This window comes from Diaphorobacter sp. (assembly GCF_050251835.1).
Classification (GTDB): domain Bacteria; phylum Pseudomonadota; class Gammaproteobacteria; order Burkholderiales; family Burkholderiaceae_C; genus JBFXIE01.
On sequence record NZ_JBFWLZ010000007.1, the window covers coordinates 61,064 to 84,506 of the forward strand.

Annotated in this window: 22 protein-coding genes, 1 tRNA gene and 1 pseudogene; 9 read left to right on the forward strand and 15 right to left on the reverse strand. The window is 65.1% G+C overall.

Annotated features, from left to right (window positions below; all coding sequences use genetic code 11):
• Nucleotides 1–76 precede the first annotated feature (76 nt).
• The 8 genes from infC to AB7E35_RS04340 all read left to right on the forward strand — a co-directional run bounded on the left by infC (nucleotide 77) and on the right by AB7E35_RS04340 (nucleotide 6,148).
• Nucleotides 77–688 carry a translation initiation factor IF-3 gene (gene infC, locus AB7E35_RS04305; RefSeq protein WP_428163638.1) on the forward strand — a complete coding sequence of 204 codons (612 nt, stop codon included), beginning with the start codon at nucleotides 77–79 and terminating at the stop codon, nucleotides 686–688.
• A 172-nt stretch (nucleotides 689–860) separates the two neighbouring features.
• Nucleotides 861–1,064 (forward strand): 50S ribosomal protein L35, encoded by a 204-nt coding sequence (rpmI, locus tag AB7E35_RS04310; protein ID WP_011805603.1) that lies wholly within the window; start codon nucleotides 861–863, stop codon nucleotides 1,062–1,064.
• Between the two features lie 26 nt (nucleotides 1,065–1,090).
• Nucleotides 1,091–1,450: a 50S ribosomal protein L20 gene (gene rplT, locus AB7E35_RS04315; RefSeq protein WP_428163612.1), complete on the forward strand. Its 360-nt coding sequence runs from the start codon at nucleotides 1,091–1,093 to the stop codon at nucleotides 1,448–1,450.
• Between the two features lie 102 nt (nucleotides 1,451–1,552).
• On the forward strand, nucleotides 1,553–2,605 hold the full coding sequence (gene pheS, locus AB7E35_RS04320) for a phenylalanine--tRNA ligase subunit alpha (RefSeq protein WP_428163611.1): 1,053 nt from the start codon (nucleotides 1,553–1,555) through the stop codon (nucleotides 2,603–2,605).
• 120 nt (nucleotides 2,606–2,725) lie between these two features.
• Nucleotides 2,726–5,182 carry a phenylalanine--tRNA ligase subunit beta gene (gene pheT, locus AB7E35_RS04325; protein WP_428163610.1) on the forward strand — a complete coding sequence of 819 codons (2,457 nt, stop codon included), beginning with the start codon at nucleotides 2,726–2,728 and terminating at the stop codon, nucleotides 5,180–5,182.
• Nucleotides 5,179–5,529 carry an integration host factor subunit alpha gene (locus AB7E35_RS04330; protein WP_428163609.1) on the forward strand — a complete coding sequence of 117 codons (351 nt, stop codon included), beginning with the start codon at nucleotides 5,179–5,181 and terminating at the stop codon, nucleotides 5,527–5,529. The genes pheT and AB7E35_RS04330 overlap by 4 nt, the downstream gene beginning before the upstream one ends.
• A gap of 107 nt (nucleotides 5,530–5,636) precedes the next feature.
• Complete coding sequence (locus AB7E35_RS04335) at nucleotides 5,637–6,044, forward strand: MerR family transcriptional regulator (protein ID WP_428163608.1); 408 nt, start codon at nucleotides 5,637–5,639, stop codon at nucleotides 6,042–6,044.
• A gap of 27 nt (nucleotides 6,045–6,071) precedes the next feature.
• Nucleotides 6,072–6,148, forward strand: a tRNA-Pro gene (locus AB7E35_RS04340).
• 261 nt (nucleotides 6,149–6,409) lie between these two features.
• Here the strand turns inward: AB7E35_RS04340 and AB7E35_RS04345 are convergent.
• Nucleotides 6,410–7,267, reverse strand: a complete 858-nt coding sequence (locus AB7E35_RS04345; RefSeq protein ID WP_016448312.1) for a S1 family peptidase — start codon at nucleotides 7,265–7,267, stop codon at nucleotides 6,410–6,412.
• Nucleotides 7,236–8,345, reverse strand: a complete 1,110-nt coding sequence (locus AB7E35_RS04350; protein ID WP_063460934.1) for a hypothetical protein — start codon at nucleotides 8,343–8,345, stop codon at nucleotides 7,236–7,238. The genes AB7E35_RS04345 and AB7E35_RS04350 overlap by 32 nt, the downstream gene beginning before the upstream one ends.
• 485 nt (nucleotides 8,346–8,830) lie before the next feature.
• On the opposite strand from AB7E35_RS04350, the gene AB7E35_RS04355 reads away from it, so the two are divergent.
• Nucleotides 8,831–9,163: a hypothetical protein gene (locus tag AB7E35_RS04355; protein WP_063460695.1), complete on the forward strand. Its 333-nt coding sequence runs from the start codon at nucleotides 8,831–8,833 to the stop codon at nucleotides 9,161–9,163.
• A gap of 4 nt (nucleotides 9,164–9,167) precedes the next feature.
• On the opposite strand, the gene AB7E35_RS04360 is transcribed toward AB7E35_RS04355, so the two are convergent.
• The 13 genes and pseudogenes from AB7E35_RS04360 to traC form a co-directional block, all read right to left on the reverse strand.
• The gene (locus AB7E35_RS04360; RefSeq protein ID WP_016448309.1) at nucleotides 9,168–11,942 is read right to left on the reverse strand and encodes a conjugal transfer protein TraG N-terminal domain-containing protein; all 2,775 of its coding nucleotides are present in this window, start codon (nucleotides 11,940–11,942) and stop codon (nucleotides 9,168–9,170) included.
• A 21-nt stretch (nucleotides 11,943–11,963) separates the two neighbouring features.
• The gene (locus AB7E35_RS04365) at nucleotides 11,964–13,412 is read right to left on the reverse strand and encodes a conjugal transfer protein TraH (RefSeq protein WP_063460693.1); all 1,449 of its coding nucleotides are present in this window, start codon (nucleotides 13,410–13,412) and stop codon (nucleotides 11,964–11,966) included.
• A gap of 9 nt (nucleotides 13,413–13,421) precedes the next feature.
• On the reverse strand, nucleotides 13,422–14,300 hold the full coding sequence (gene traF / locus AB7E35_RS04370) for a conjugal transfer protein TraF (RefSeq protein ID WP_063460692.1): 879 nt from the start codon (nucleotides 14,298–14,300) through the stop codon (nucleotides 13,422–13,424).
• A gap of 7 nt (nucleotides 14,301–14,307) precedes the next feature.
• Nucleotides 14,308–14,703: a hypothetical protein gene (locus AB7E35_RS04375; RefSeq protein ID WP_016448308.1), complete on the reverse strand. Its 396-nt coding sequence runs from the start codon at nucleotides 14,701–14,703 to the stop codon at nucleotides 14,308–14,310.
• A complete protein-coding gene (traN, locus tag AB7E35_RS04380; RefSeq protein ID WP_428167156.1) occupies nucleotides 14,700–17,117 on the reverse strand; it encodes a type-F conjugative transfer system mating-pair stabilization protein TraN in 2,418 nt (805 codons plus the stop codon). Before traN ends, AB7E35_RS04375 begins: the two co-directional genes overlap by 4 nt.
• 9 nt (nucleotides 17,118–17,126) lie before the next feature.
• The gene (gene trbC / locus AB7E35_RS04385) at nucleotides 17,127–17,564 is read right to left on the reverse strand and encodes a type-F conjugative transfer system pilin assembly protein TrbC (RefSeq protein WP_374413561.1); all 438 of its coding nucleotides are present in this window, start codon (nucleotides 17,562–17,564) and stop codon (nucleotides 17,127–17,129) included.
• Nucleotides 17,565–17,750: 186 nt separating this feature from the next.
• Nucleotides 17,751–17,843 (reverse strand): annotated as a pseudogene (locus AB7E35_RS04390) (type-F conjugative transfer system pilin assembly protein TrbC); the annotation flags it as partial.
• Between the two features lie 22 nt (nucleotides 17,844–17,865).
• Nucleotides 17,866–18,885 carry a TraU family protein gene (locus tag AB7E35_RS04395; protein WP_063460690.1) on the reverse strand — a complete coding sequence of 340 codons (1,020 nt, stop codon included), beginning with the start codon at nucleotides 18,883–18,885 and terminating at the stop codon, nucleotides 17,866–17,868.
• Nucleotides 18,882–19,511: a type-F conjugative transfer system protein TraW gene (gene traW, locus AB7E35_RS04400; protein ID WP_013722358.1), complete on the reverse strand. Its 630-nt coding sequence runs from the start codon at nucleotides 19,509–19,511 to the stop codon at nucleotides 18,882–18,884. Before traW ends, AB7E35_RS04395 begins: the two co-directional genes overlap by 4 nt.
• On the reverse strand, nucleotides 19,508–19,915 hold the full coding sequence (locus AB7E35_RS04405; RefSeq protein WP_428167157.1) for a hypothetical protein: 408 nt from the start codon (nucleotides 19,913–19,915) through the stop codon (nucleotides 19,508–19,510). The genes traW and AB7E35_RS04405 overlap by 4 nt, the downstream gene beginning before the upstream one ends.
• An 11-nt stretch (nucleotides 19,916–19,926) precedes the next feature.
• On the reverse strand, nucleotides 19,927–20,514 hold the full coding sequence (gene traF, locus AB7E35_RS04410) for a conjugative transfer signal peptidase TraF (protein WP_013722356.1): 588 nt from the start codon (nucleotides 20,512–20,514) through the stop codon (nucleotides 19,927–19,929).
• The gene (locus AB7E35_RS04415) at nucleotides 20,511–20,864 is read right to left on the reverse strand and encodes a hypothetical protein (RefSeq protein WP_063460689.1); all 354 of its coding nucleotides are present in this window, start codon (nucleotides 20,862–20,864) and stop codon (nucleotides 20,511–20,513) included. Before AB7E35_RS04415 ends, traF (AB7E35_RS04410) begins: the two co-directional genes overlap by 4 nt.
• A complete protein-coding gene (gene traC / locus AB7E35_RS04420) occupies nucleotides 20,861–23,443 on the reverse strand; it encodes a type IV secretion system protein TraC (protein WP_428167158.1) in 2,583 nt (860 codons plus the stop codon). The genes AB7E35_RS04415 and traC overlap by 4 nt, the downstream gene beginning before the upstream one ends.

Genomic DNA, 23,443 nt, shown 5'->3' on the forward strand with positions numbered 1-23,443 from the left:
CCAGATCGTAAAAACTGCTTAAAAGCGCGCCAAATGTGCGTGAGTGGCTATGCTTTTCATAGCTTTTTGATTGAAGGTGAGAACCATCGCTACCGAATTTCGTGATCGTCGCCAGCGCGAGGAGCGCAAGCACCGCTTGAACCGTGAAATCATGGCGCCCGAAGTGCGTCTGTCTGGCCCGGATAATGAGCCCCTGGGCATCGTCAGCCTGCAGGAGGCTCTGCGCATGGCGGGTGAGCTAGACGTGGATCTGGTGGAGATTGCAGCCACAGCCACTCCGCCAGTCTGCCGTTTGATGGATTACGGCAAGTTCAAGTATCAGGAGCAGAAAAAGGCGGCCGAGGCCAAGGCTAAGCAAACGGTCATCGAGATCAAGGAAGTCAAATTCCGCCCCGGTACGGACGACGGTGACTACAACATCAAGCTGCGCAACATCCGCCGGTTTCTGGCCGATGGCGATAAATGCAAGATCACGCTGCGTTTTCGTGGCCGCGAGATCACGCACCAGGAGCTTGGACTGGCTTTGCTCAACCGGCTTCGTGACGATTTGGCTGACAGCATCATGGTCGAGCAATTTCCCAAGCTGGAAGGCAGGCAGATGATCATGATGATCGCTCCCGCACGCAAGAAACCTGGTGGTAAACCAGCCGCCGACAACGCGGCGGCTACGGGCGATCACCCGGCATAACTGAATCAGGATTTGGCAAGCGCTTCTCGTGGGAAGTGCGGGCCGATAGGTGGTGCATATGCACCACCGCACGGCAGGCCAAGGCAGGCCGTTTGAAAAAGTGGCTCGGGGCCAACAAGGTTGCACAACGGTGTGCAAACGCCTCACGAGCACAATCAACAGGAGCATTTACATGCCCAAGATGAAAACCAAGAGCAGCGCGAAGAAGCGTTTTCGCGTTCGTCCGGGCGGCACGGTCAAACGTGGCCAGGCTTTCAAGCGCCACATCCTGACCAAGAAGACCACGAAGAACAAGCGCCACCTGCGTGGCATTGTGAACGTGCACGAAGGCGATATGGGTTCCATCGCAAAGATGTTGCCCTCCGCTGGCCTGTAATCAACTGACGAACAAGGAGAAAACATATGCCTCGCGTCAAACGTGGTGTAACGGCCCGCGCCCGTCACAAGAAGGTTCTCGCCCTGGCCAAGGGCTTCCGTGGTCGTCGCGGTAATGTCTTCCGCATCGCCAAGCAGGCGGTGATGAAGGCTGGGCAATATGCCTATCGTGACCGCCGCACCAAGAAGCGCGTGTTCCGCCAGTTGTGGATTGCCCGTATCAACGCCGCTGCCCGTGAACTGGGTCTGACATACAGCCAGTTCGCCAACGGCCTGAAGAAGGCGGCCATCGAGATCGACCGCAAAATGCTGGCCGACCTCGCGGTGCATGACAAGGCTGCCTTTGGCAGCATCGTGGAGCAAGTCAAGGCCAAGCTGGCCGCTTGAGTTCACGGTTGGTGGCTATTATTTGTATAGCTGCTAGCGCTCAAACAGCAAGGGCTAGAGCTTGAAAAGGCACTAGCCCTTGTTTCTTTTTCAAGAGTCGATATGAACGAATTGGATTCCTTGGTCGAAAGCGCGCGCGAGTCGTTCGCACGCTCCGCAACTCCCGCCGAGCTGGAAAACGCCAAGGCCCAGTTTCTGGGCAAGTCGGGCCGTCTGACCGAGCTCATGAAGGGCATGGCGCAGCTCTCGCCCGAGGATAAAAAGACCCGCGGCGCTGCGATCAACGTAGCCAAGCAGGCCGTAGAGGCCGCCTTGACGGCGCGCCGCCAGGCGCTGGCCGATGCCGAGCTGCAGGCGCAGCTCAAGGCCGAGGCGCTGGACGTGACGCTGCCCGGCCGCACGCAGGGGCGCGGCGGGCTGCACCCCGTGTCGCTCACGCTCGAGCGCATCGAGCAGATTTTCGGTTCCATGGGCTTCGAGGTGGCTGACGGCCCCGAGATCGAGACCGACTGGTTCAACTTCACGGCGCTGAATACGCCGCAAGACCATCCCGCCCGCTCGATGCACGACACCTTCTATGTGGAAGGCGGCACGCCGGACGCGCCCTATCTGCTGCGCACGCATACCAGCCCGATGCAGGTGCGCTACGCCGTTCAGCATGTCAAGAAACACCGCGGCCTGATCGACGCCGGCCAGGCCATGCCCGAGATTCGCGTGATTGCGCCGGGCCGCACCTACCGCGTGGACTCCGACGCCACGCACTCGCCCATGTTCCACCAGTGCGAAGGGCTGTGGATCGGCGAAAACGTGAGCTTCAAGGACCTGAAGGTCGTGTTCACGGATTTCTGCAAGACCTTCTTTGAAAGCGACGACCTGGTGCTGCGTTTTCGCCCCAGTTTCTTCCCCTTCACGGAGCCCAGCGCCGAGATCGACATCCAGTTCCAGTCGGGCCCGCTGGCCGGCAGGTGGCTGGAGGTGGCGGGCTCCGGCCAGGTGCACCCCAATGTGGTGCGCAACATGGGGCTCGACCCCGAGCGTTTCATCGGTTTTGCCTTCGGCATGGGGCCGGACCGGCTCACCATGCTGCGCTATGGCGTGAATGACCTGCGCCTGTTCTTTGACGGCGACATCCGTTTCCTGTCGCAGTTCCAGTAACGCAAGAAGTGAGCTGCCTGCGCTGGATTGCTCCGAGGATCAACCTGTTTTCAGGTTGAAAGACACGACAGAAAAGCGCGAAATGCTCTCTTTTTAATAGCACGCCAAAAAAGTCTGACTATGCAATTCCCCGAATCCTGGTTGCGCGAGTTCTGCAACCCGCCACTATCCACCCAAGAACTGGCCGACACGCTGACCATGGCCGGACTGGAGGTCGAAGGGCTGCAGCCCGTGGCGCCTCCTTTCACCAAAATCGTCGTGGGCGAGATCAAGGACGCCCAGCAGCATCCCAATGCCGATCGCCTGCGCGTGTGCCAGGTGGATGTCGGGCTGGGCGAGCTGCTCAACATCGTCTGCGGCGCGCCCAATGCCCGCGTAGGCATCAAGGTGCCCTGCGCCATGGTGGGCGCTGAACTGCCGCCCGTGGATGGCGAAGGTGGCGATGGCAAGCCCTTTGTCATCAAGGTGGGTAAGCTGCGCGGCGTGGAGAGCTTCGGCATGCTGTGCTCCGCGCGCGAGCTCAAGCTGTCGGAAGACCACGGCGGTCTGCTCGAATTGCCGCAGGACGCCCCGCTGGGCCAGGACATCCGCCAGTATCTGAATCTGGACGACACGCTGTTCACGCTCAAGCTCACCCCCAATTTGGCGCATTGCCTGAGCGTTTATGGCATTGCGCGCGAAGTATCAGCTCTGACGGGCGCGCCGCTGAAGACGCCGCAGTTTCCGCAGGCCGCGACCACCATCGACGACCGCCTGGCCGTGCGCGTGAATGCTCCCGACCTGTGCGGGCGTTTTTCGGGCCGCGTGGTACGCAACGTCAACCCGCGCGCCGCCACGCCGCAGTGGATGGTGGATCGGCTGGCGCGCTGCGGCCAGCGCAGCGTCGCGCCGTTGGTGGACATCTCCAACTACGTGATGTTCGAGCTGGGTCGGCCGTCGCACATCTTTGACCTGGACAAGATTCACGGAGACCTGGACGTGCGCTGGGGCCGGGCCGGTGAACAACTCAAGCTGCTCAACGGCAATACCGTCACCGTGGACGAAAAAGTGGGCGTGATCGCCGATGAGCGTGAGGTGGAATCGCTCGCCGGCATCATGGGCGGCGATGCTACGGCTGTGTCTGACGACACGCGCAATATCTACGTAGAGGCCGCTTTCTGGTGGCCTGAGGCCGTTGCCGGCCGTTCGCGCCGGTACAACTTCTCGACCGACGCAGGCCACCGCTTTGAGCGTGGCGTGGATCCCGAGTTGACCGTGGAGCACATCGAGCGCATCACGCAGCTTATCGTGCAGATCTGCGGCACGCCTGATACCGCCCTGGGCCCTATCGACGACCTGCGCGTGAACATGCCCGTGCAAAAGCCCGTGCGCTTGCGTGTGGCGCGTGCCGCCAAGGTCATCGGCATGCCGCTCACGCAGGCGCAGTGCGTGGACGCGCTCAAGCGCCTGGGCTTGCCGCTGGAAGAGGGCGATGGTTTCGTGACCGTGTTGCCGCCGTCGTTTCGCTTTGACCTGCGCCTGGAAGAGGACTTGATTGAAGAAGTGGCGCGCGTGGTGGGCTACAACAATCTGCCCACGACTCCGCCGCTGGCGCCCATCACCCCCAAGCTGCGTGCCGAGTCGCGCCGCAGCAATTTTGCAGTGCGCCGGGAGTTGGCGGCGCTGGGTTATCAGGAGACGATCAATTTCAGCTTTGTCGAAGAGCATTGGGAGAAAGAGCTGGCGGGCAACGCGGCGCCGATCAAGCTGCTCAACCCCATCGCCAGCCACCTGAGCGTGATGCGCTCGTCGTTGCTGGGCTCGCTGCTACAGGTGCTTAAGTTCAACCTGGATCGCAAGGCCAGCCGCGTGCGCGTGTTCGAGCTGGGCCGTGTATTCCTGCGCGACGCCAGTGTGCAAAACACCGACCGTACGGTGGAGGGTTTTGCGCAGCCCATGCGTGTCGCGGGCCTGGCTTACGGAGCGGTCGATGCGCTGCAGTGGGGGCGCAAGGACAAGGCGGCGGACTTCTACGACGTCAAGGGCGATGTACAGGCGCTTTTTGCGCCGCTGCGCCCCACATTCGAGCCCGCGACGCACCCGGCCCTGCACCCGGGTCGCTGTGCCCGGGTGCTGCTGGACGGGCAGCCCATCGGTTTCGCGGGCGAATTGCATCCGCAATGGCGCCAGTCGTGGGATCTGCCTGCGGCACCGGTGATGTTCGAGCTGGAGCTGGATGCCGTGGTGCAGCGCAAAGTGCCCAGCCTGCGCCCGGTGGCCAAGCGCCAGTTGGTGGAGCGCGACGTTGCCGTGGTGGTGGCCGAGCGCGTCACGCACGACGAAGTGATGCGCGCCATTGGCGGTGCGCTGGCGGCCGACCTGCTGCGTTCGGCGGTGCTGTTTGACGTGTTCCGTCCCCAGCCGCTGCGCGCTGGCGAGACTGCGCCTGCTGCCGGTTTGGCCCAGGGTGAAAAGAGCTTGGCGATTCGGCTGACGCTGGGCAGCGATGACGTTGCGTTGACCGATGCGGAGATCGAGGCGGCCGTGCAGGCAGTGCTACAGGCACTGACACATCAGACTGGTGCGAGGTTGCGATGACATCCGGTGCGCAGCCAGACGCGATCGAGTTAGCTGTGGAAAGCCTGGAGTCCCCTGCGCTGACCAAGGCGCAATTGGCGGATCTTCTGTTCGAGCACATCGGTTTGAACAAGCGGGAGTCCAAGGACATGGTGGACGCTTTCTTCGACCTCATCGTGCAAAGCCTGGTGGATGGGCGGGATGTGAAATTGTCGGGGTTTGGCAACTTCCAGATCCGCACCAAGGCGCCGCGGCCTGGTCGCAATCCTCGCACGGGGGAGGCAATTCCCATAGATGCGCGACGCGTGGTGACCTTTCATGCCAGTACAAAGCTCAAGGAGCAGGTGCAAACCCCGCCCAAAGCCTGATGTGGTTGCCTACGGCCCATGTTGATGGGTTGCGCCCTGATCAAGTGAGCGGTACCTGTAGTACTGCAGTACGCTAACCACTTCTTTTTCGCCCCTGCGCAACTGACATGAGTACCTCGCTGCCTTCCATTCCGGCCAAGCGCTATTTCACGATCGGTGAAGTGGCTGAGCTTTGTGGGGTCAAGCCGCATGTCCTGCGTTATTGGGAGCAGGAGTTCACGCAACTGCGGCCCATGAAGCGACGGGGGAATCGGCGCTACTACCAGCACCACGAGGTGCTGATGATCCGGCGTATCCGCGACCTGTTGTACGACCAGGGCTTTACCATCAGCGGTGCTCGCAATCGGCTGCAGGATCAATCGCTTGATGTCACTGACTTGCCCGCTATCGCGCAGCAAGAGTTGGCCACGCCCGCAGCCCAGCCGGGTGATGTACTGCTTGTCGGGGAACCACTGGGGCCGGTTCAATTAAGAAAAGAGCTGGAAGAAATTCGCTCTATTCTTGTCGAAGGCTGATTTTTCAGTATAGAATTTGCGTCTTGTCGGCGTGTAGCGCAGCCTGGTAGCGCACTTGCATGGGGTGCAAGGGGTCGCGAGTTCGAATCCCGCCACGCCGACCAATAACGATAAGGGCTCCTAGCTATCAAGTTAGGAGCCCTTTTTCTTTGTTCGGCAGCCAGGGGTCCACCCAGGGGTCCACCAGTTCTGGGACGGGATGGGCTTCCCTTGCGACATAGATGGGTGCAGAAACCCGAAGCGCACACGTATTCCCTGCATGCTGTAGAGGGTTTTGCGCTGGATGGGCTGGTGAACTGGTTACGTGCCCCGTGTCCGGTTTCGTTCTTGCGCGTTGCATTGGCCTGGTAAGAAGCGTCTCACCTTTAGCGCTGCTCGATTTCTCCGGGATCGGCGTGCTTGGCGCGCATTGTGGAGATCCAAGTGCTCAGGGCGCGAACTCGCGTGTAGATGCCGGCTCCCTGATGCTTCGCGCAGTCGACGCCGCGGCTGACGATGCCGATCACGAACTGTCGGCCGCCCAGCTCAGCCACGAGCGGTCCCCCGCTGTCGCCGCTGCATGCGTCCTCGACGTTCCCCCCTGCACAGATCATCAGCGTGTCCGCCAGCGGAGGTATCCCAGGACCCGATGCTTGGCATGTCGCGCCGGGATGGATGGTGACGTTCGCTGCCAGCAAGTCGGTGGAAAACACCCCCGATTCCGTGATACCCCAGCCGAAGACCTGGGCCTTCGCTCCTACGGCGTCCAGCGACGCTTCGGCCGCGGAGGCGAGTTCCAGCGGTTTTGCCGCGATGGGCTGGTCGAGCTTGAGCAGCGCGGCGTCGAAGCGCCGGGACGAGGCGCTGTATTCCAGTCCCTGGTGGTAGTAGGTCTCGAGTTCGTTGACCCGGCGCACGGTTCGCGCCGGATCATTGAGATTCCGCGTATTGGCGATGACGCGGACGTCGGAGGCGTCGATGCCATCAAAGCAGTGGGCGGCGGTGAGAACCCAGCGCGATGCAATGACCGCGCCTCCGCAGCGGATTGCATCGGGGGTCTTGCGCAGCACGATTGCCACTTGCCAGGATAGCTCCAGCGATGGATCGGGCTTGAAGCCCTTGTAGATATAGGGCTTGGTGCCTTCCTGCCAAGCGGCCGCGAGGGCGAGGCCGCCGCAGCCCGCCACAGCGAGGCCGAGGAACAGCCGCCTCCTATTGGTTGCGGGCCTTGTCGAAGGAGCCATACAAACTGTCCAATGCGCTCAGATCCTTGGTGGCAGCGAACAGCGCGTCAACCAACTCGCTGGGGCTTGACGGACCGGCCTCGATAGCCCGCGTGTAGGTCCAGTACCAAGTGCGCAAGCTGGCTAGAGTCCGGTCGGCGATCGTGAGAGCGCCCAGCACCTTGGCGTGCGCTGCTGCGGTCTCGGCGAACGCGTCTGCGGCCTGCAGGTTGAGAGTGCGGGGCAAGGCCGGGTTTCGTGCATCGCGTAGCAGTAGCAAGGCCTTGCGCTCAAGGTATTGAAGGTGCTCGCGCAGCATACGGGAGTAGGCGCTGCGCGCACCCGGTGGTACTTTGGACTTGCGCAGCTCCGGATCGTTGGCGATGGCGCCTTGGCTCGTGCTGGAATCGAGTTGGTCCAAGGCGACAGCCACCTCTGCCTTGTAGATGGCGACGTACTGGCGTAGCGCGGCAGCGCGAAGCTCGCGGTCCGCGATCTGCTCGATCTTGAGGATGAGCGCGCCGACTGCTTGGATCACAGCTACCGAGCCCAACGCCTTGACATCCGTGCCGAAATCAGGCCCAGTGATCTCCGCAGCAAAGTTCTGTCGGATCACAGTGCCGCAGTCCAATTCGCGCTTCACGATATCGGCCTCCTGCTCGGCCGCGTCCTTCCGGCGTTGTATTTCCCGGGCCTGGTAGTCGCCCAGTGCAGTGAGGCTGTTGAGCGTCTTCTGTGTGGTGGCGATGCTCTGCTGATAGCCCGAAAAGCTGGCATCGGGTTCCTTGCTGAGCACGGTCAGCTGCCGCTGGAATGCGTCCAGCGCATCGAGCGCTTCTGCCGGAATCGGTGGAGGCGGCGCGCACAGCGCGCTGATCATGCCATTTAGTTCAGTGGCGTCCACCTGGCTGTTGAGAATGGGCGCGGCTGCGTAGAACGCCATCCGGGCAGCGTCCGCCTCGGCCTGACGTTGTCGCAGTTGTGAAATGACGGGGCTCACTTTCTCCGTGAGCGCCTTCTGCTGGCTGAATGTGGCACAGCCGCTCGCTAGCAGCGAGAGACCAGCCGCCGCCGCTGCCTTTGAGATCCGCTTCATCATCCGCCCCTCCGTTGGTTGCATTTCCGATACGAAGGGAATGTAAACGTCATTGCCAAAAGCGACAAAGAGGATTTGTCATCGGGAAATCCGCCCGTTCACGCTCGCGGCACCTGTGCCATTCGCGGCCCGCGCAAGTGCCTCAGTCGATTCAAGCGGTTCGGCAGCGCTCTCAAGCTGTGGGGCACGCGCGAGCCATCGCAGTGACACCGTGCTGGCGGTCATCTGCCTGGACAACGCCGAGGTGATCTCCATCAAAGAGCGCAAGCGTTAGCCGACCGTGTGCCGACGGTCGCTTTCGACGTGATCGAGGCTGCAGTCCGCGAGACGCAGACGGCAGTCTAGGATTCGCAGGGCTCCCAGGAAGATTGAGGAACTCGGACATTCGACGGCGCCAGCCGACCATATCGTGTGGTGAGAGGCTGGAAGGCCCTTGGAGGTCTTGACATGAAGGTCGCCGCTGATAGGGTAACTGTCAGGAGGTGCTCATGCGAAAAGCCATCTTCCTCTTCTTCCTGCTGCTGGGCGTCGGCGCTGGGTACCTGCCTGCACGCAACGACGACTGGGGCCTGCGCATCGTCATGATGGCCGTGGGCGCGCTGTTCGGCGGAGCAATCGGCGGTGGGTTGTCGCAGGTCGGGAAGCGGCGACGGCGCCTTCCACTCCATGCGGAAGAAGAACTTGAACCGATTCCTGGAATGGGCACGTCAGGTCGAGATCTCGCTGCCAATTACTGGCGCGATGAAGGCCATCCACAGTTCATGAAGCCACCTCGGCCCGAGTATGGGAACCACATGCTCGACGCGGACAAGAACCTCTGATCAGCTATTTTTTCAGGGCCTTCTTTACAGCTTCTTTCGCTTCATCGATCAACGGCGCGGCATCCTCTTTGACCTGTTTACCCGTTTGCATCATCAGGGAGCGCTCGGACGCCAGGGTGCCGTCGGGCGTCCTCGTGATCTGTGCCTTGCGGTCGAATGTTCCCTGATCGGCCGAAGTGGTTGCCCGGATACGTTTGCCTTCCTCCCGAACCGTGCTGCGCATTGATGAAGCCGAACCCGCCGTCGGCGTGGGTGGCGTGGCACCGCCACCGAACCGGCGCACGTCACCCTGATTTGATTGGTGGCGTCCTGTGAGGTCGGGTGCCAATGCCGGATCGCCGGAGTTCCGCAAGTGCTGGGCCTGAAGGTCCCCAAAGGCCATGGGCACCGCAGTGCCGTCCGAGAACACGCTATGGGGGCGCAGGGACTGCCGGGCCAGTTCCGCTTCCATAAGCACGCGCGCCGAGGCGCTGTTGCCGCCGTACTGCTCGGCGTAGCGGGTGAACATGGCGAGGTTGTGCGGGTCCTGGGCGATGTCGATGGCGATAGTCTCGCCCCGTTCGTAGGCGGTCGAGACGCGCTCCGCAAAGGCGCTTCGCTCCGCGAGGCTTGCGTCGGCACGCTCCGAACGTGCCGCAGTCGAGGAAAGGCGGGCGGAAAGATCCTGCGCTTCGCGCGCATCGCTGGCGATGACGTTCATGAAGCTCCTGTCCTGGGAGGCTCGGTCGCCGAACTGCTTGAACTCGGCGAGTTGCTCGCTGTTCATTGACGTGAGGACTTTCTGTTCGGCTGCTGACAGGCCCGACATGTAGTTCTTGTCGGCTGAGGCTGTGCCGTTGAGGCTGGCAATGGGGGTGTTGACGCCCAGGCGGCCCGATGCGCCAAGAGCAATCCGCGCAACCTGCGATTGCGTGAGGCCGGTGGTATCCGCCACGCTCTTGCTGATTTGGTCGAGCCGGTTGAGCGTCTCGCCGAACTGCTCGAAGCTACTTGACGTGGAGCCGTTGCTGCTACGCGATGACCGCAGCTTGGCCACGCCTTTCGTGAATGCCTCCGCCAGCACGGACGAGCGCTCGCTGCTGGCTGCCACAGCCTCGCTGCGCGCGGCATCCACCTGCCGACTGGCGTCCTGCACGTCCTGTTCGGACACCCGCATCGACACGACCCGCGAGGCGTAGCCCTGGTTGCGCAGCAGGCTCACCGCCGTCATGCCCGTGAGAGCGTTCGACGAGAAGGTGTTGCCGCTCAGGTCGTGTTGCCAACTGCCCATGAAGGCCGAGGTGCGGTTGGGCGCGAGCTGCATCTGGTCCATGGAGACGTTGCCGAGCGACGTGTTGCCCACCGTAGCTGCCGAGGTCGAACCCGACAGCGTGGCCTGCAGCCCCGACAGCCCGCCCACCAGCGCCGTGCCGAAGTTCTCCATCCTCTTCAAGGCGGCCCAGGCCACGAACGGGATGCTAATCGCCAGGTACCCGACGATGGCCTCTCCCGACAGCGCACGTGAGTAAATCACCGAGGCCGTTTGCAGCGCCAGCGCTTTCGCGCCGGTACCCAGGTCCGCCGCGGCTGCCAGGTCGTAGGCCGCGTAGATCGAGGCCATGTAGTTGAGGATGGCGTACAGCGGCGGCCAGAGCTGGATCCAGATCAGGATCGACGCATACCCCTTGAACGCCATCATCGTCTCGCGGCCGCTGGTGAGCAGCAGCAGGAGCACGAACAGCGGGAACATTGCGTAGGTGACCGCTTCGATCACGTTGCGGAAGACGGGCAGCGCCTGCTCGGCCACCTTGCCGTAGTTCAGCCATGAAGCGTTCATCTGAGCCACGGCCTGGGCCCGCCCCACGGCCAGCACCATGGAGGCCGGGTCGTTGACCTTCTGCCCGACGATCTTGCCGGTGTCCTCCAGCGCGTTGAGCATCGCGTTTTGCCGGATGATGTCCGCGGCAGTGGCCGATGCGTTGGCGATGCTGTTCTTGAGGTAGGCCTGCTGGATCTGGCCTGCGATCGCGGCTGCCGCCGCGGTGCCGGGCAGCGTCGGGTTAAGCTGGAAGGCCAGGCGCCTCTGGATGCGCTGCAACTGTGCCGGCAGCCGACCATTGAGGCTCTGGTACACGTTCGGGCAGGTGTCCACGCCCACGGCTCCGCCTGCGCCCGTGAGCGTGCTGAATCGCGCAGGGTTGGGTGAGGCCATCAGCGGCCAGACATCGTTGGAGGCGGAGAATGTGGCCGGATCGAGCGAGCCGTCGATCAGGTCGTACATCGCGCAGTTGTGAATGAAGTTCACGAGGTCCGTGCGGAAGGCGGGATCCTGGAACACCACGTTGCCGGTCTCCCTGACGAGGCGGTTGCCGAACATCAAACCGTTCTGCTGGTAGGAGAGCTCCGAAGGCAAGGCCCCCGCTCCAGGGATCACCTGGAAGGCGGTCTCGAATAGCCCGGTGAGCGTGTGTCCGATGGTGCTGGTCAGGCTGCCCAGCAGCGCCACCCCGAAGGGCACGTTGTCCACGACCTTGACCGGCGAGCCGCCGGTCTTGTCGACGATGCCCACGGTGACCTTGGGCACAATCAGGATGCCGAAGACCAGCACCACGGAGGCGAGCCACTTCCAGCCTTGGAGCTTTTCAGGGGCAAACGCGTAGGCGATGAGCGCGGCGACGAAGCCGCAGAAGGCCACCGCCGCGACGGCTGAGGCGTAGTCGCCGGAGGCGTGAATCGCGGCGGACGCGTTGAATACTCCGAACAGGCTGTCCGCGTTCTGGTAGGCGTAGATCTCCCACATGGTCGTGCCCTACCATCGGCGTCAACGCGACAGGTGGGCCGCCTGCTGGCCCAGCATGTCCATCACATGCTGGGGCATGCTCGAGCGCAACTGGCGCTCCAACTGCTCCAGGTGGCTGGCGACGGCGCGGTAGGAACCGACCTTCGCATACAGGAGGTTCTTCTCCTGGGAGATCTGCAGCAGGATGGCCTGGGCGCGCTGGCGGATCTGGTTGGCCTGGTCGCGCTGCGTCTGCTGCAGCGTGTAGTCCTTCGCCAGGGCCGCCATGCCCAGGCGCAGGTTCCTTTCGAGAAAGACGTGGGCGTAGTCCGCCGCGATCACGTCGCGGTACTGGCCGATCAGGCTGTCGGCCAGACCCGAGCCCGGGATGCTGGTGCCCACCGAGAGCATCTTGTAGACCGGCTCGGTGGTCTGGTTGACGAAGCCGACCTCGGCGGAATTGTTGGGGATGGCCGTGCGGGTGGCGATGCGGTCGGCGATCGAGCGCATCATGGTCTCCACGCGCGCCGTGAAGGGCACGTGGTCGTAGGCGGTGTTGGTCGAGACGACGTCGCAGGTCGAATAGTCGTTGCAGCGCAGCAGGTGCTGGATGACGTTGTTGCCCGATCCGGCGGCCTGGCCGTAGAGCAACTGGCTGATCGACGTCAGGGTCGGTGCGATCGGCTCCGGGTCGCGTCCCGATTCCTCGGGGTAATAGATGACGGTGCCGACCATGCTCATGATCAATTCACGCCCTGCGTCGTCGAGGGAGGAGCCGGTGTACTGCAGCGCCTTCCAGGTCAGGTTGCCCACGAAAGGCGCCTTGTTGCGCACATTGGCATCGCCCGATGAGCGGGCAGAAGACAGGATGCTGGGCCGGTCGGTCCAGCAACGGCGGCGGGCAGCGTCGCGGTCGCTCTCAAGGCCCATCTCCATCGCCAGGTCCGAGCAGGTTTCCTGCGAGCTGTAGCCCACAGCCTCGGCCGCGCTGCTGACGATCGCCTTCGCGGTCTCGCAAGAATTGATGCGGGCATTGTTGATCCAGGTCTCCAGCCCCTTCGCCCACTTGGTCAGGCCCCCGAGGAGTGGGGACACGGCCTCGAGCGCGAGCTGGAACGCAATGCCGGGCAGCGCGGCCGTGATGTTGCGCAAGAGGTTTTTGAACTCCTGTGCGGAGATGTGCGAGAACGAGCCGCCGAACACGTCGATCCCGCCGCAGCCCGCCTTCACGCTCGGAAACTGGATCGCCGCGAGCTGATAGACCTTGTTGGGCGATCGCATCATGAGCGAGCCGCCGGTGTAGGTGTTGTAGGTCTGCCCGCGAAATGCTCCCGGTGCGGTGTAGTTGCCGATGGCGCCCAGGTTGTTGAACATGTCATTGACCTCGCTGTTGAGGTCGGCGCGGGCGGGCAGCGTGGCGGATAGCACGACCAGGGCCGCGGCCAGCGCGACGGCCTTGCGAGCACGGACAGGGCGGGAGGGACGGGACATGGAAACCTCCTAGGGCAGGGCCAGGTGCTGGGTCGCGCCGGGCAGCATGGCCTCGCCGGTGGGCGAGGAGACGATGGCGATGCGCTCGAGCAGCTGCGACTCGGAGAGCACGCCGGATCCGATCGGGGTGATCTTTCCGGTGGTGGGCTGGGCCAGGAAAACGGCCGGCACCTGGGTCACCTGCAGAGCCGTGGCGATGCCGTTGTCGGGGCGGGCGCGCGGGAAGCCCGGCATCGGGCCGCCGTCCACGCTCACGGGTACGACCTGGATGCCGTGGCGCGCCTCGAATGCCTGCAGGGTGGGCGCGAAGGCGTGGCAGTAGGGGCAGTCGCTGCGATAGAAGAAGATGATCACGTGGTCGCGGCCCAGCTCGGCGACCGAGGCGGAGCGGTCGGTCCGCTGCTGGCGCTCGAAGACCTCCAGCGCCTGGGCGTTGACGGGCCGGCCCTGCAATGTCGGATCGAGCTCGGGCGTGGCCCAGGCCACGCGCTGCGCCACGTCGGCGAAGTAGGAGGCGCGGTTCACCACCTGCATCTCCAGCTCCATGTAGCGCCGCACGTTGGACTCGGTCGGTCGCATGATCGCGATGTTGCGCAGGTCTTCGAGGGACTTTTGCAGCCGCTCGAATTCCACCAGCTCGGGCGGGCGGGGCGGATCTGCCGGTTTGGTTGGCCTTGCCGGGACGGCCTGCGCGCGTGGCGGCGCGGGCTCCTCCAGCGGAGGGTCTTCGTAGAAGTGCCAGCCGCGCCAGCGGTCGGACCAGTAGGGGCGGGGCTCGACCTGCCCAGCGGCAGGGGCTGCTTCCTGGGCCGCGGCCGTGACCAGCGCCATTGCCAGTGCCAGGATCGGCAACAACCGCAGGTACGCGTAAGTGGGGCAGCTCATCATGGCGTCCTCACAGCAGCGACTTCGGCGGCAGGCCGTCGAGGCAGTAGTTGATACCGAATTCGATGGTCTGCTTGCGCGGCACCGCAACGTCGGGCAGCTTTAAGCCCGCCTGCCAGAAGAGCACCTTGAGTCGGCTGCAGCCCGTCTCCCGGTAGCGCTTCACGGTGGACACATCGATATAGATCGGCGAGGTGGCCTGGAAATGCCGGGTGATCGCATCCGCCACTTTGCCGATGAGTACGCCGTGGGCTGCCCCGTCCGTGGACTGCAAGGCCGCCAGCAGGACGGGCCGTGCATCGGTCACGGGCGTGCGGATCGGCTCGGCATGCGCTCGCGTGGCGAGAAGGAGGATCACGACGATACCTGCGAAGCGGGATCTGGCGCGGGTGGCGGTATTCTTCATTGGCATCTTCCTTCGCCGTAGTAGCAGTTGCTCGCGCGACCGACGGCGCCGCCTTGCATCGCTCCTGCGCTAGGCAGGTTTGGCACGATCGACGCGTAGAACTCGGTGAGATCCATCTGCGCGAAGTTCAGGCTCTGCAACTGCGCGATCGTGAAGCCCGAACAGTCCGGCGCTTCGGCCGTGCCCCACCACTTCGCGACCTGCAGCCGACCCTGCTCATTGATGATCCTGGCCAGGGCCGAGTTGAAGCAGCACTTGGTCGTGGTGTGCGTGATGCAGGAGACGCATTTGCCCAGGATGCGGATGCAGGATGAGCAGTAGGTGCCGACCGTATGGCACAGCCGTGCGCCTTCCTTCATCGCCAGCTTGCCTTCCTCTTCGTCGCAGGAGATCGCAGACATCACCACGTAGATGACGATCGCGATGACCAGGCTCCATGGGTCGAAGGCCACCACCACGCTCTCTCCGGCATAGAGCACCGACGAGCCGGCAGGCAGGGCCGTGCCATTGATAGCCACCGTGACGCCATAGGTGGTAAAGCTGCCTGAGAATCCGCCGCTCATCAGCAGCGCCTGCATTCCGTGGTAGAGGAAGTCGCGGTTGCCGGAATTCATCAACACATCGAAAACCAGTCGCGAACCCACCCCGAATAGACTCTGGTTGCTCATGCCCCGGCCCGAGGCGTCCGACATGCAGCAGTTGTTGAGCAGGCGGTCGCGGCAGCGGTTGGCTTCGCCCCGGAATACCTGGAGGTTGTCCGTATCGAGGTAGACCCCTGCCTCGCGTCCCGCTTCCAGGAAGGACATGGCCCTCGCGAAGTCGGCGTCGTTGGTGTACGTGGTATTGAAGCAGCTGCCCGCGATGCAGAAGACGTCGATCGGGCAGTTGCGCGCCGTCACCGCCGAGCCCGGGGCCACCGGGCAGCTGTAGGTGTTCTCCGCGATTTCGCAGGTGCCCGTGGCCGGGTTCATCTGGCGGCAGACGGTTCCCGATGGCGTGCAGCCTGCCGCGGCCAGTGGCGCGCACTCGTCGGTGGGCGTCCCGTACTGGCAGGAGAGCGAGGTCTCGTAGCGCCAGCACGCGCGTGTGACCGAAGCCCCGTCGATCACCTTGGTGGCCGGCCCGTCGGCGCAGCGCGCCGCGCCGGTGACGGCGCAGCGGCCGTCGCTGTCGAGTGCGGGGCACTGCTCATCCCATTGGTCCGACTCGGTCACCGTGGTGTGGGGCCGCTCGAAGCTCAGCGTCATCTGCGGGATCGGGCCGTACAACGCGTTCAGCCGGAAGCCCACGATGGGGCGGTTGCTGCCAAACCGCCAGTAAGAGGCCGAATAGGTGCCCGTGACGTCCTGGCCCGGCGCGTCGTTCGGGTCGGTGCTGGGGGCATAGCAGCGGCCCTCGTCGAGGTAGGTGGTCTGGATGTCGCCGGCATCACCGCCCGAGCCGGTCGTGTGCGCGATGCGGTCGCCGCTCTGCGTGCCCGAAGGGCAGGCGCCATACACCTCCAGGAACGGCCGCTCGTTGGTGCAATTCATGTCCCCCGAGTCGCCCCCGCCGCCCGTGCAGACCTGGCGGTACTCCTGCGCGATGAAGCCGGTCAGCCGGCAGGCATCGCCATCACAGCGGTTGTTGACGACCCAGACACCGTTCTGGCCGCCCGGCGGCCAGGCGGGGTTGGGCAAGGGGGCCACCATCTGCGGGAACACCAGTCCCGAGCCCACATCGACGTCGAAGAAGGCCACCGGCACACCGGCGTTGGTCACCCGGAAGCGCTGGCCCGAGGCCGGCTGGTCGGGCTTGCACTGCACGCCCAGTGCGACGCTGCCGGAGGCCGCCTGGGCGAACCACTCGCCCGGCGGGCAACTGCTGGTGCGCGAGATCGATACCGACAGCGTGCGGGCGCACGACTGGGCAGTCGCGCCGCTGTACTGCCGGCACACGCGGGTCTCCGTCGCGGGCGTGGCCACGGTCTCCACCTGGCAGCCGCTGTAGTAGCTCGCGATGTCCTCCAGGGCCGTCGAGGGGTTGGCCGCCACGCGGCGCGCGTCGAGGACAGCCGGGTCGTAGGGCGAGACGGGCTCGCGCGGTGTGTTGGCCGAGGCCCGCGCGCCCAGCAGCGCCTGGCACACAGGATCGTTCGGGGTGGTCGCGCAGGCCGCGAGCCGGGCGCTGGTCTGGCCCGAGAGGTTGGGCTGGCCGTAGTAGCCGCGCTCGGGCGGCGTCGTGGTGTAGCCCGGCACCACCGCCGATGCGTCGGGGGCGTTGATCGTACCGCGGATCACCGGGTTGGCGGCCTGGCCCGCGGCTGTGCCCTCGGCATGCGGACCGGTTTGCGCGACCGTCTGCGTCGTGACGAAGCAGGCCAGCGTGAGCCAGACCACGGCACGGCGCAGGAGGAGGACGAGGGCGGGGCGCATGGCGGGCTCCTACTCCTTCAGCCGTTGCAGGAAACCCGCGGCATCGCCCTGGAACGCCGGGGCGGTGCGCACCATGTGCTCCAGCGCGTAGTCCAGGCTCACGTCGCCCGCCGTGCGCAGGAAGGCCTCGGGTGGCGCGCAGGTACCGCTGGCGCAGGACACCGGCCGCGTGCCGTCGCGCACGAGCACGAAGCTGGGCACGCGCACGATGGAAAAACGGTCGAATGCCGGGGGGTCGATCTGCACCGCCACCTGGCGCGTACCGATGAGCGGCTGCAGTTGCGCCACGGTCTCGCGCAGCGATCCCTTGACGAGGCCGCGTAGGATGACCGAGGCGCGGGCGCGCGCGGCCTGATCGATCAGGCGCTGCAGGGCGGGCCGTGGCATCGACAGGCTCACGAAGACGAACAGGCCCGGCCCGCGCGCCAGCCCTTCGGCGGCCTGCATCGCGTCGACCTGCGAGGCGTAGCCTCGCGCCAGCGCTTCGAGGTCTATCGGCGTGCGCGTCGCCGGCTGGGGCAGGGCCTCGATGGCCGGCGCCGACGGCACGGGTGCCGCTTTCAGCTCGGCCTCGCCCGGCTCGCGATGCCTGCGCCGCGCCTGCTCGATGTCCTGCTCGGTGACGGTGGGCTGCTCGCGGCGCACGCGCTCGAGGTCGGCCTCGGTGATGTCGGGTCCGGCGGCCGTTGCCGCCGTCGCGTGCAGCGCCAGCGCCAAGGCCGAGGCGATCCGGTGTCGCGAGAGAAGGTCAGTAGCCCACACAGCAGTTCCTCTTTCTGAACAAGATGAAGCTGAAGTCCTCGCCTCGTACCGGGTACTCCTTGCCAGCGCTCCAGGTGACGGTCTGGCGGCCGAAAGGCTGGCAGCACTTGCCGGTTTCCTTTGACGTGGCCGGGATTGGATGGGTGAGCTGGGTCTTGTAGGCGGCCTTGTCCATGACGGGCAGGAAGTACGGTCCGCACAGGCCGGGTGTGCCGTGCCAGCCCCAGGCGATCAGCTCGCGGTGCATCTTGGCCGTCAGCCGCTGTGCCATCAGCGCGGCGGTGCGCACGCCGCCCAAGTGGTACGGAACATGGCCGTTCATGGGATAAAGGCCGCCCTGGCAGCCGGCGCACCAGAACATCTCCCGGATCCCGAAGCCAAGCGAGGCCGCCACGCAGTCGGCAGCGCAGGCCGCGATGGCCACCGGATTGGCGAACAGCACGGCGTCCGGGTTGATGATCAGCGTGAGTTCGTCGTCGGCCCAGAGCGGGTCGACCTCCGTGAGGTAGGCCAGGTCGAAGCTGCCCTTTTCCAGGCAGGGGAAATCGGTGACCACCTCCAGGTAGTAGAGGACGGGGTTCACGTAGAAATGGGCCTGGTAGAAACTGCCACCATCGCCATCGCCCTCGGACCGTGTGAATCGCGCGGCCTCGGGTGCCGGGATGCCGGGATTGAGGTCGATGCCGCCGAGCGAGGTCAGGCAGAAGGGCTTGCGCACGGCCTCGACGTGCCGGGCCGGCTCCCAGAAGCCGACCGACAGGCCGATCACCGGGTTGACGCCGCAGGTGCACAGCGGGCTGCCGGGGTTTTCGATGTCTTCCTGCGAACCGAAGTCGCCGATGCGGGCGCTGCCGATGCTCAGCGGCAGGATGCAGCTCCAGCAGATGTCCGTGATGGGGTTGGGGAACTTGCCGGTGCAGGTGGTCGCGCCTGCGGCAGCGCCGCCTGCAGCCAGGGCCAGTCCGGACAGCCATCGGAGCAAGGAGGTGAACCAGGGGCGCTTCATTGCGTCACCTCCATTTCGTCGATGCGCAGCCGCTTGCCCTCCTGCGAGACGAGGGCGGGCACCTGTGTGATGCCCAGGCGCCGCGTGAGCATCCCCTGCTGGTCGTAGTAGACGGGGACGCGCCAGGACTTCATGAGATCCAGGTAGGAGCCGCCGGTCAGGATCGGCTTCACCTTGCCCTGGTAGTGCGTCATCAGCTCGCGTGCGCGGCGGACTTGGCGGCTGTCGCGTGCGTCGAAGAACAGCAGGTGGCGCGAGAGGGACACGATGTCCAGCGGATTGGCCTTTGTGCCCGCGGCGAACAGCAGCTCGCCCTGGGCGCCCAGGAGGTTGCGGTCGAGCGTGTACGTGGGGTTGAAGTAGAAGGTGCGCGGCGTGGCGGTGGTCCGCACGCTGGCTACCGGCACGGGATTCCTGACGATGTCGGTGCCGCGGGCGCGCGCCTCTTGCTCGATGCGGGCCAGTTCGCCCGAGCGTTCCTTGTCCCGCAGGCGCTCCTCGATCATGCGAAGAAGGTGGGGCTCGGCGATCTCGTAGGTCGGCCCCAGGGTGCCGAGGTCGGTGGCGAGCGTGGGCAGGCCGGTCCCGGCCAGCAGGGCGATGGCGAAAGAGGCGGTGCGCTTCATCGCGCAGCTCCCCGCGGGCACGGGATCTGTGCGATCCACCGGTCCCGCGCCGCCTTGTTTTGCTGGTGGGCGGCGCGAATCAGCCCCATCAGCGCCGGCTGGCCGTCACCCTCGGACAGGGCCTGCCGCAGCTCGGTCGAGGTCGGCGCGCGGCCGCAGCGCAGTTGCGCGGCGGCGAGGTAGGTGCGGGCTCCCTGCTCGGCGGCCGGGGCGATCTGCCGCAGCAGGCCGAGGTAGTCGGCCAGCGGCATGTCATCGGCGGGCGCGGCCGTGGAAGGCGTGCTCACCGGACCGAAGGCCGGGCTGGTCTGCGCCCGCCCGGGATTCGAGGCCGCCGCCAGAATAGCCAGCAGGAGGCCGAGGCTGGCGCCCACGCGGGGGGCGATGCTGGATTTACGGGGCATGGTCCGACTCCTCAGAAGATCGGCTGGACGATGCCCAGCACCTGCCCATCGCGCACCAGTCCGCTCTCGGCATAGCGCGAGTCGAAGCTGTGGAGCCCGATGCCCTGGACGTAGTAGTGGCCCGGCGGGATCACCACCGGGGCGATGGGCGCGAGCGGATGGCCGTCGTAGGCGTGGGTCTTGGCCCGGCCCACGGCTTCGCCGTTGACGAAGACCGTGCGGTCCGAGACCGTGACCACATCGCCGGGAACGCCGCGCACCCGCTTGAAGAAAGGCTGGCCGCGCAGGCCGCGGTAGTGCGCCTGTGCCTCGCCAGCAAAGGCGAAGACGATCAGGTCGCCGCGCCGCACGGGCCTCTGCTGGAACTGCATCAGCGCCACGTGGTACGGCAGGCTTGGTGTCCAGTTCACGAGCAGCGGCACGCGCGGCGTTGGGTCGACGAACAGGCGCACGTAGGCGAAGCCCCAGATCGCGAGTACCGGCAGGTACAGGTACCAGCGCCGCCGCATGTGGCGCAGGAACTCCGCGAAGGATCGGACGTGGAGGCGCCACCAGCCAGACGCCTGGATGGCCGCATTGGTGGAGACGGGTTCGGTCATGGCTGGTCTACCTTTCTGCGTAGCACCGGCGTGAGATCGCGGCTGTTCGGCGCACCGGCGATCGCGCTCTTGATCACCACCAGGCAGCCGCACTCGCGCGGCAGTTCCTCCAGCGCCGCGGGCAGGCGCTGCGAGAAGCGGCGAGCCAGTGCGAGCGCCTGTTCGCGTTCGGCCTCGGTGCCGGTGCTTGTGAGCATCTGCGTGAACTCGGCTTCCTTGGCGCGGTAGACCTCCGACAGGTCCACCACGCCGACGACGAGCGTGGGCCGCAGCACCCAGCGGTCGTAGGCCGCGATGCCGGCAGCGGCGAGTAGCGCGGCGACGAGCGCATGCAGCAGGAGCGCCCTCATAGCGCGTACCCCCGCTGCCGCAGCAGCTCGGTGATGGCCTCGTCGATCGACAGGCCCTGGGCGCGCAGTTCGTCAATCGGGGCGTTGTCCTCCAGCTTGTTGGAGAACAGCAGATGGGTCGCCGGGTCGAGGATGTTGCGGGCGACACCCTCGCCGACGGGCGAGGAAATGTAGAGTTCGGAAAAAGCGCCGGCCTCGGTGCGCAGCGAGTTGAGCAGTCGCTTCTTCGGCTCGTCCATGGACAGGCGCCCCTTGCGGTCGAGCATCTCGATGGATTCGGGCTTCTGCCGCAGCAGGAACACCCAGTCGGAACAGTTGAACGCCGCTTCCATCTGGGCGCTGCCGTAGTAGTCGTCGGCGCTTTGGGTAGCAGTGCCGAGCGCGCCCCCGTACTTGCGCGCACGGCGTGCTGCCTCCTCCACCACGGCCGCCTTGACGGGATCGTCGGCGCCGATGTCCCCCAACTGCTGTTTCAGCTCGTCGATGAAAAGCACCTTGCGCCGGTTGCGCGTGAGGTACATCTCCCCGGTGATCTGGTGCAACAGAAGGATGTTGACCACCGCGTGCAGGTCGGGCCGGCGCTTGAGTTCCTCATTCTCGACGACTATGAAATCGTTGCTGAAATCGACGTTGGACCGGCCCTCGAAGAAGCGCTCGTACTGCCCACCCTTGGCGTAAGGGTTGAGCATGATCGCCAGGTCCCGTATGCGCTGGTCACCGTTGACGCCAAGTTCCTCGATGGTCCCGGTCTTGAAGGCGTCGCGCACGCCGGTGATCGTGAGGTCCGGGCCATGTTCGCGCCAGAGCTTGAGCACCATGGCGGAGATGGCCTTGTACTGCACCTCCTCCAGCGTATGCTGCATCGAGCACATCTTGGCGATGCCCGGCACGAGCATGTCGATGTCTTCGTTGATGTCGCGCACGATCGTGAACGGGTTCAGGCAGATGTTGGAATCCGCGCGGAACTCGATGTAGGTGCCCTGCGCTTTCCTGCAGAGCTTCTCGAAGCTGCGGCCCAGGTCCAGCATCCAGACCTTCGCGCCGATCGCGCGGTAGGACCAGGCCAGCTCGTTCATCAGCACCGATTTGCCGCTGCCGGGGGCGCCGATGATGGCGAAGTTGTAGTTCCCGAGATCGTTGTCGTAGAGGTCGAGCGTCATGACCTGGCCGCGACGGCCGCCGAAGACCAGCGCCGGCGTGCGCGTGCCGCGCCACTCCGCAATGAGCGGCGCCATGTGGATCGCGTTCGACATGGTCTTGCGCGTGACGCGGCGCATCTTGCCCAGGTCCTTGTGCATCCTCGGCGTCAGCGTCATGGGCAGGCTCGCGAGCAAGGCCTGCCTGTGCATGTAGGCGTCGGAATTGAGCTGAAAACCCCGTGCGCGCCAGATCGCGTTGGCGGCCTCGTGCGCCGAGGCGGACTTGTCCGGGTGGGTGAAGATCGCGAGCTGGTGGTACAGACTGACGAGGCTGCCGCCGGTGTCGATGGCGTTCGCCGCGGCGGACCAGTCGTCGAGCTTCTTCCTCACATCCGGCATCACATCCGCCATCTTGCTTTTGGCGTTCTGGGTGGCGCGCACGTGGTTCGCGGTGACGACGGACTTGGTGGCGTTGGGGTCCAGGATGTGCACGCCCAGCGTGATGAGGAAGGGCGCGCTGTACTGCAGCGCCGGCTGCATGAGGTCCCCGATCAGCGAGCCCATCTGCCATAACGCGAATTTCTCCGGGAAACTCTTGATCGAGTAGAAGCGCGCTTCCAGCACCTCGGCGCTGGTTTCCTTCCATAGGGTGATGCCGGAGGGATGCGGATCCTGGATGGTGTCGAAGTCCACGATCTGGTCCCGAATCTCCCGGCCATCGTCGTAGTGCAGCCACCGATCGTCATCGAACTGCAGGTCTTCCGCGTCCGAGTGCGCGATCCGGTCGGGGTTCGTGAAGAGGGCGCACCAGTTGATGAGGTCGGCCGCGTCGCACACGCGGTTGGGCAGCATGGCCGCGCGCAGCGTGGCGGCCATCGAGTCGCGCAGCGTCAGCAGCGCCTCGCGGCTGTTCAGATCCGCCGCATCGCCGGGGAAGGACACGCTCAGCATCAGCCGGAAGTCCCGCAAGGTGTAGTGGAAGCCCGCGGTGAGCGAGGTCTGCGTGCCGCGCAGCAGGTGCTGCACGCGCTGTCGAGCGAGCTTGCGGAACAGGTTCTCGTTGGGCACGGGCCGCCCGAAGGGGCGGGCCTTCTCGGCCTGGTCCTCGTCTTCCACGCGCAGGTTGGTGTACTGGCGCAACTGGTGGCGGATGTGCGGCGAGGCGAACAAGTGGAACTGCAGGCCGGTGTCCGGCGGGCAGTTGGCGTAGAGCGAGACCAGCACCTCGGCCATGCGCTCGTCGGCGCCCGACTGCGGCATCACTTCCAGAAGGAAGCCCATGCCGTCGCGGTTCACGAAGAGCTTCTCTTGGGCGAGGTAGGCCGAGTAGGGCAGCCAGCCAGCGAACTGTTCGGCCGGTGTGTCCGCTGGCAGTGCGAAGGGGAACAGCGGCGCCGCGCGGAACTCGCCGGACGGGGCTTCGGTGGAGGGTATGCGCAT

What these genes read in the sequence shown, in the direction of transcription:
- rpmI (WP_011805603.1), top strand. Translation starts at nt 861, where the DNA reads ATGCCCAAGATGAAAACCAAGAGCAGCGCGAAGAAGCGTTTTCGCGTT.
- rplT (WP_428163612.1), top strand. Translation starts at nt 1,091, where the DNA reads ATGCCTCGCGTCAAACGTGGTGTAACGGCCCGCGCCCGTCACAAGAAG.
- pheS (WP_428163611.1), top strand. Translation starts at nt 1,553, where the DNA reads ATGAACGAATTGGATTCCTTGGTCGAAAGCGCGCGCGAGTCGTTCGCA.
- pheT (WP_428163610.1), top strand. Translation starts at nt 2,726, where the DNA reads ATGCAATTCCCCGAATCCTGGTTGCGCGAGTTCTGCAACCCGCCACTA.
- AB7E35_RS04330 (WP_428163609.1), top strand. Translation starts at nt 5,179, where the DNA reads ATGACATCCGGTGCGCAGCCAGACGCGATCGAGTTAGCTGTGGAAAGC.
- AB7E35_RS04335 (WP_428163608.1), top strand. Translation starts at nt 5,637, where the DNA reads ATGAGTACCTCGCTGCCTTCCATTCCGGCCAAGCGCTATTTCACGATC.
- AB7E35_RS04345 (WP_016448312.1), bottom strand. Translation starts at nt 7,267, where the DNA reads ATGGCTCCTTCGACAAGGCCCGCAACCAATAGGAGGCGGCTGTTCCTC.
- AB7E35_RS04350 (WP_063460934.1), bottom strand. Translation starts at nt 8,345, where the DNA reads ATGATGAAGCGGATCTCAAAGGCAGCGGCGGCGGCTGGTCTCTCGCTG.
- AB7E35_RS04355 (WP_063460695.1), top strand. Translation starts at nt 8,831, where the DNA reads ATGCGAAAAGCCATCTTCCTCTTCTTCCTGCTGCTGGGCGTCGGCGCT.
- AB7E35_RS04360 (WP_016448309.1), bottom strand. Translation starts at nt 11,942, where the DNA reads ATGTGGGAGATCTACGCCTACCAGAACGCGGACAGCCTGTTCGGAGTA.
- AB7E35_RS04365 (WP_063460693.1), bottom strand. Translation starts at nt 13,412, where the DNA reads ATGTCCCGTCCCTCCCGCCCTGTCCGTGCTCGCAAGGCCGTCGCGCTG.
- traF (WP_063460692.1), bottom strand. Translation starts at nt 14,300, where the DNA reads ATGATGAGCTGCCCCACTTACGCGTACCTGCGGTTGTTGCCGATCCTG.
- AB7E35_RS04375 (WP_016448308.1), bottom strand. Translation starts at nt 14,703, where the DNA reads ATGAAGAATACCGCCACCCGCGCCAGATCCCGCTTCGCAGGTATCGTC.
- traN (WP_428167156.1), bottom strand. Translation starts at nt 17,117, where the DNA reads ATGCGCCCCGCCCTCGTCCTCCTCCTGCGCCGTGCCGTGGTCTGGCTC.
- trbC (WP_374413561.1), bottom strand. Translation starts at nt 17,564, where the DNA reads ATGCAGGCCGCCGAAGGGCTGGCGCGCGGGCCGGGCCTGTTCGTCTTC.
- AB7E35_RS04395 (WP_063460690.1), bottom strand. Translation starts at nt 18,885, where the DNA reads ATGAAGCGCCCCTGGTTCACCTCCTTGCTCCGATGGCTGTCCGGACTG.
- traW (WP_013722358.1), bottom strand. Translation starts at nt 19,511, where the DNA reads ATGAAGCGCACCGCCTCTTTCGCCATCGCCCTGCTGGCCGGGACCGGC.
- AB7E35_RS04405 (WP_428167157.1), bottom strand. Translation starts at nt 19,915, where the DNA reads ATGCCCCGTAAATCCAGCATCGCCCCCCGCGTGGGCGCCAGCCTCGGC.
- traF (WP_013722356.1), bottom strand. Translation starts at nt 20,514, where the DNA reads ATGACCGAACCCGTCTCCACCAATGCGGCCATCCAGGCGTCTGGCTGG.
- AB7E35_RS04415 (WP_063460689.1), bottom strand. Translation starts at nt 20,864, where the DNA reads ATGAGGGCGCTCCTGCTGCATGCGCTCGTCGCCGCGCTACTCGCCGCT.
- traC (WP_428167158.1), bottom strand. Translation starts at nt 23,443, where the DNA reads ATGCGCATACCCTCCACCGAAGCCCCGTCCGGCGAGTTCCGCGCGGCG.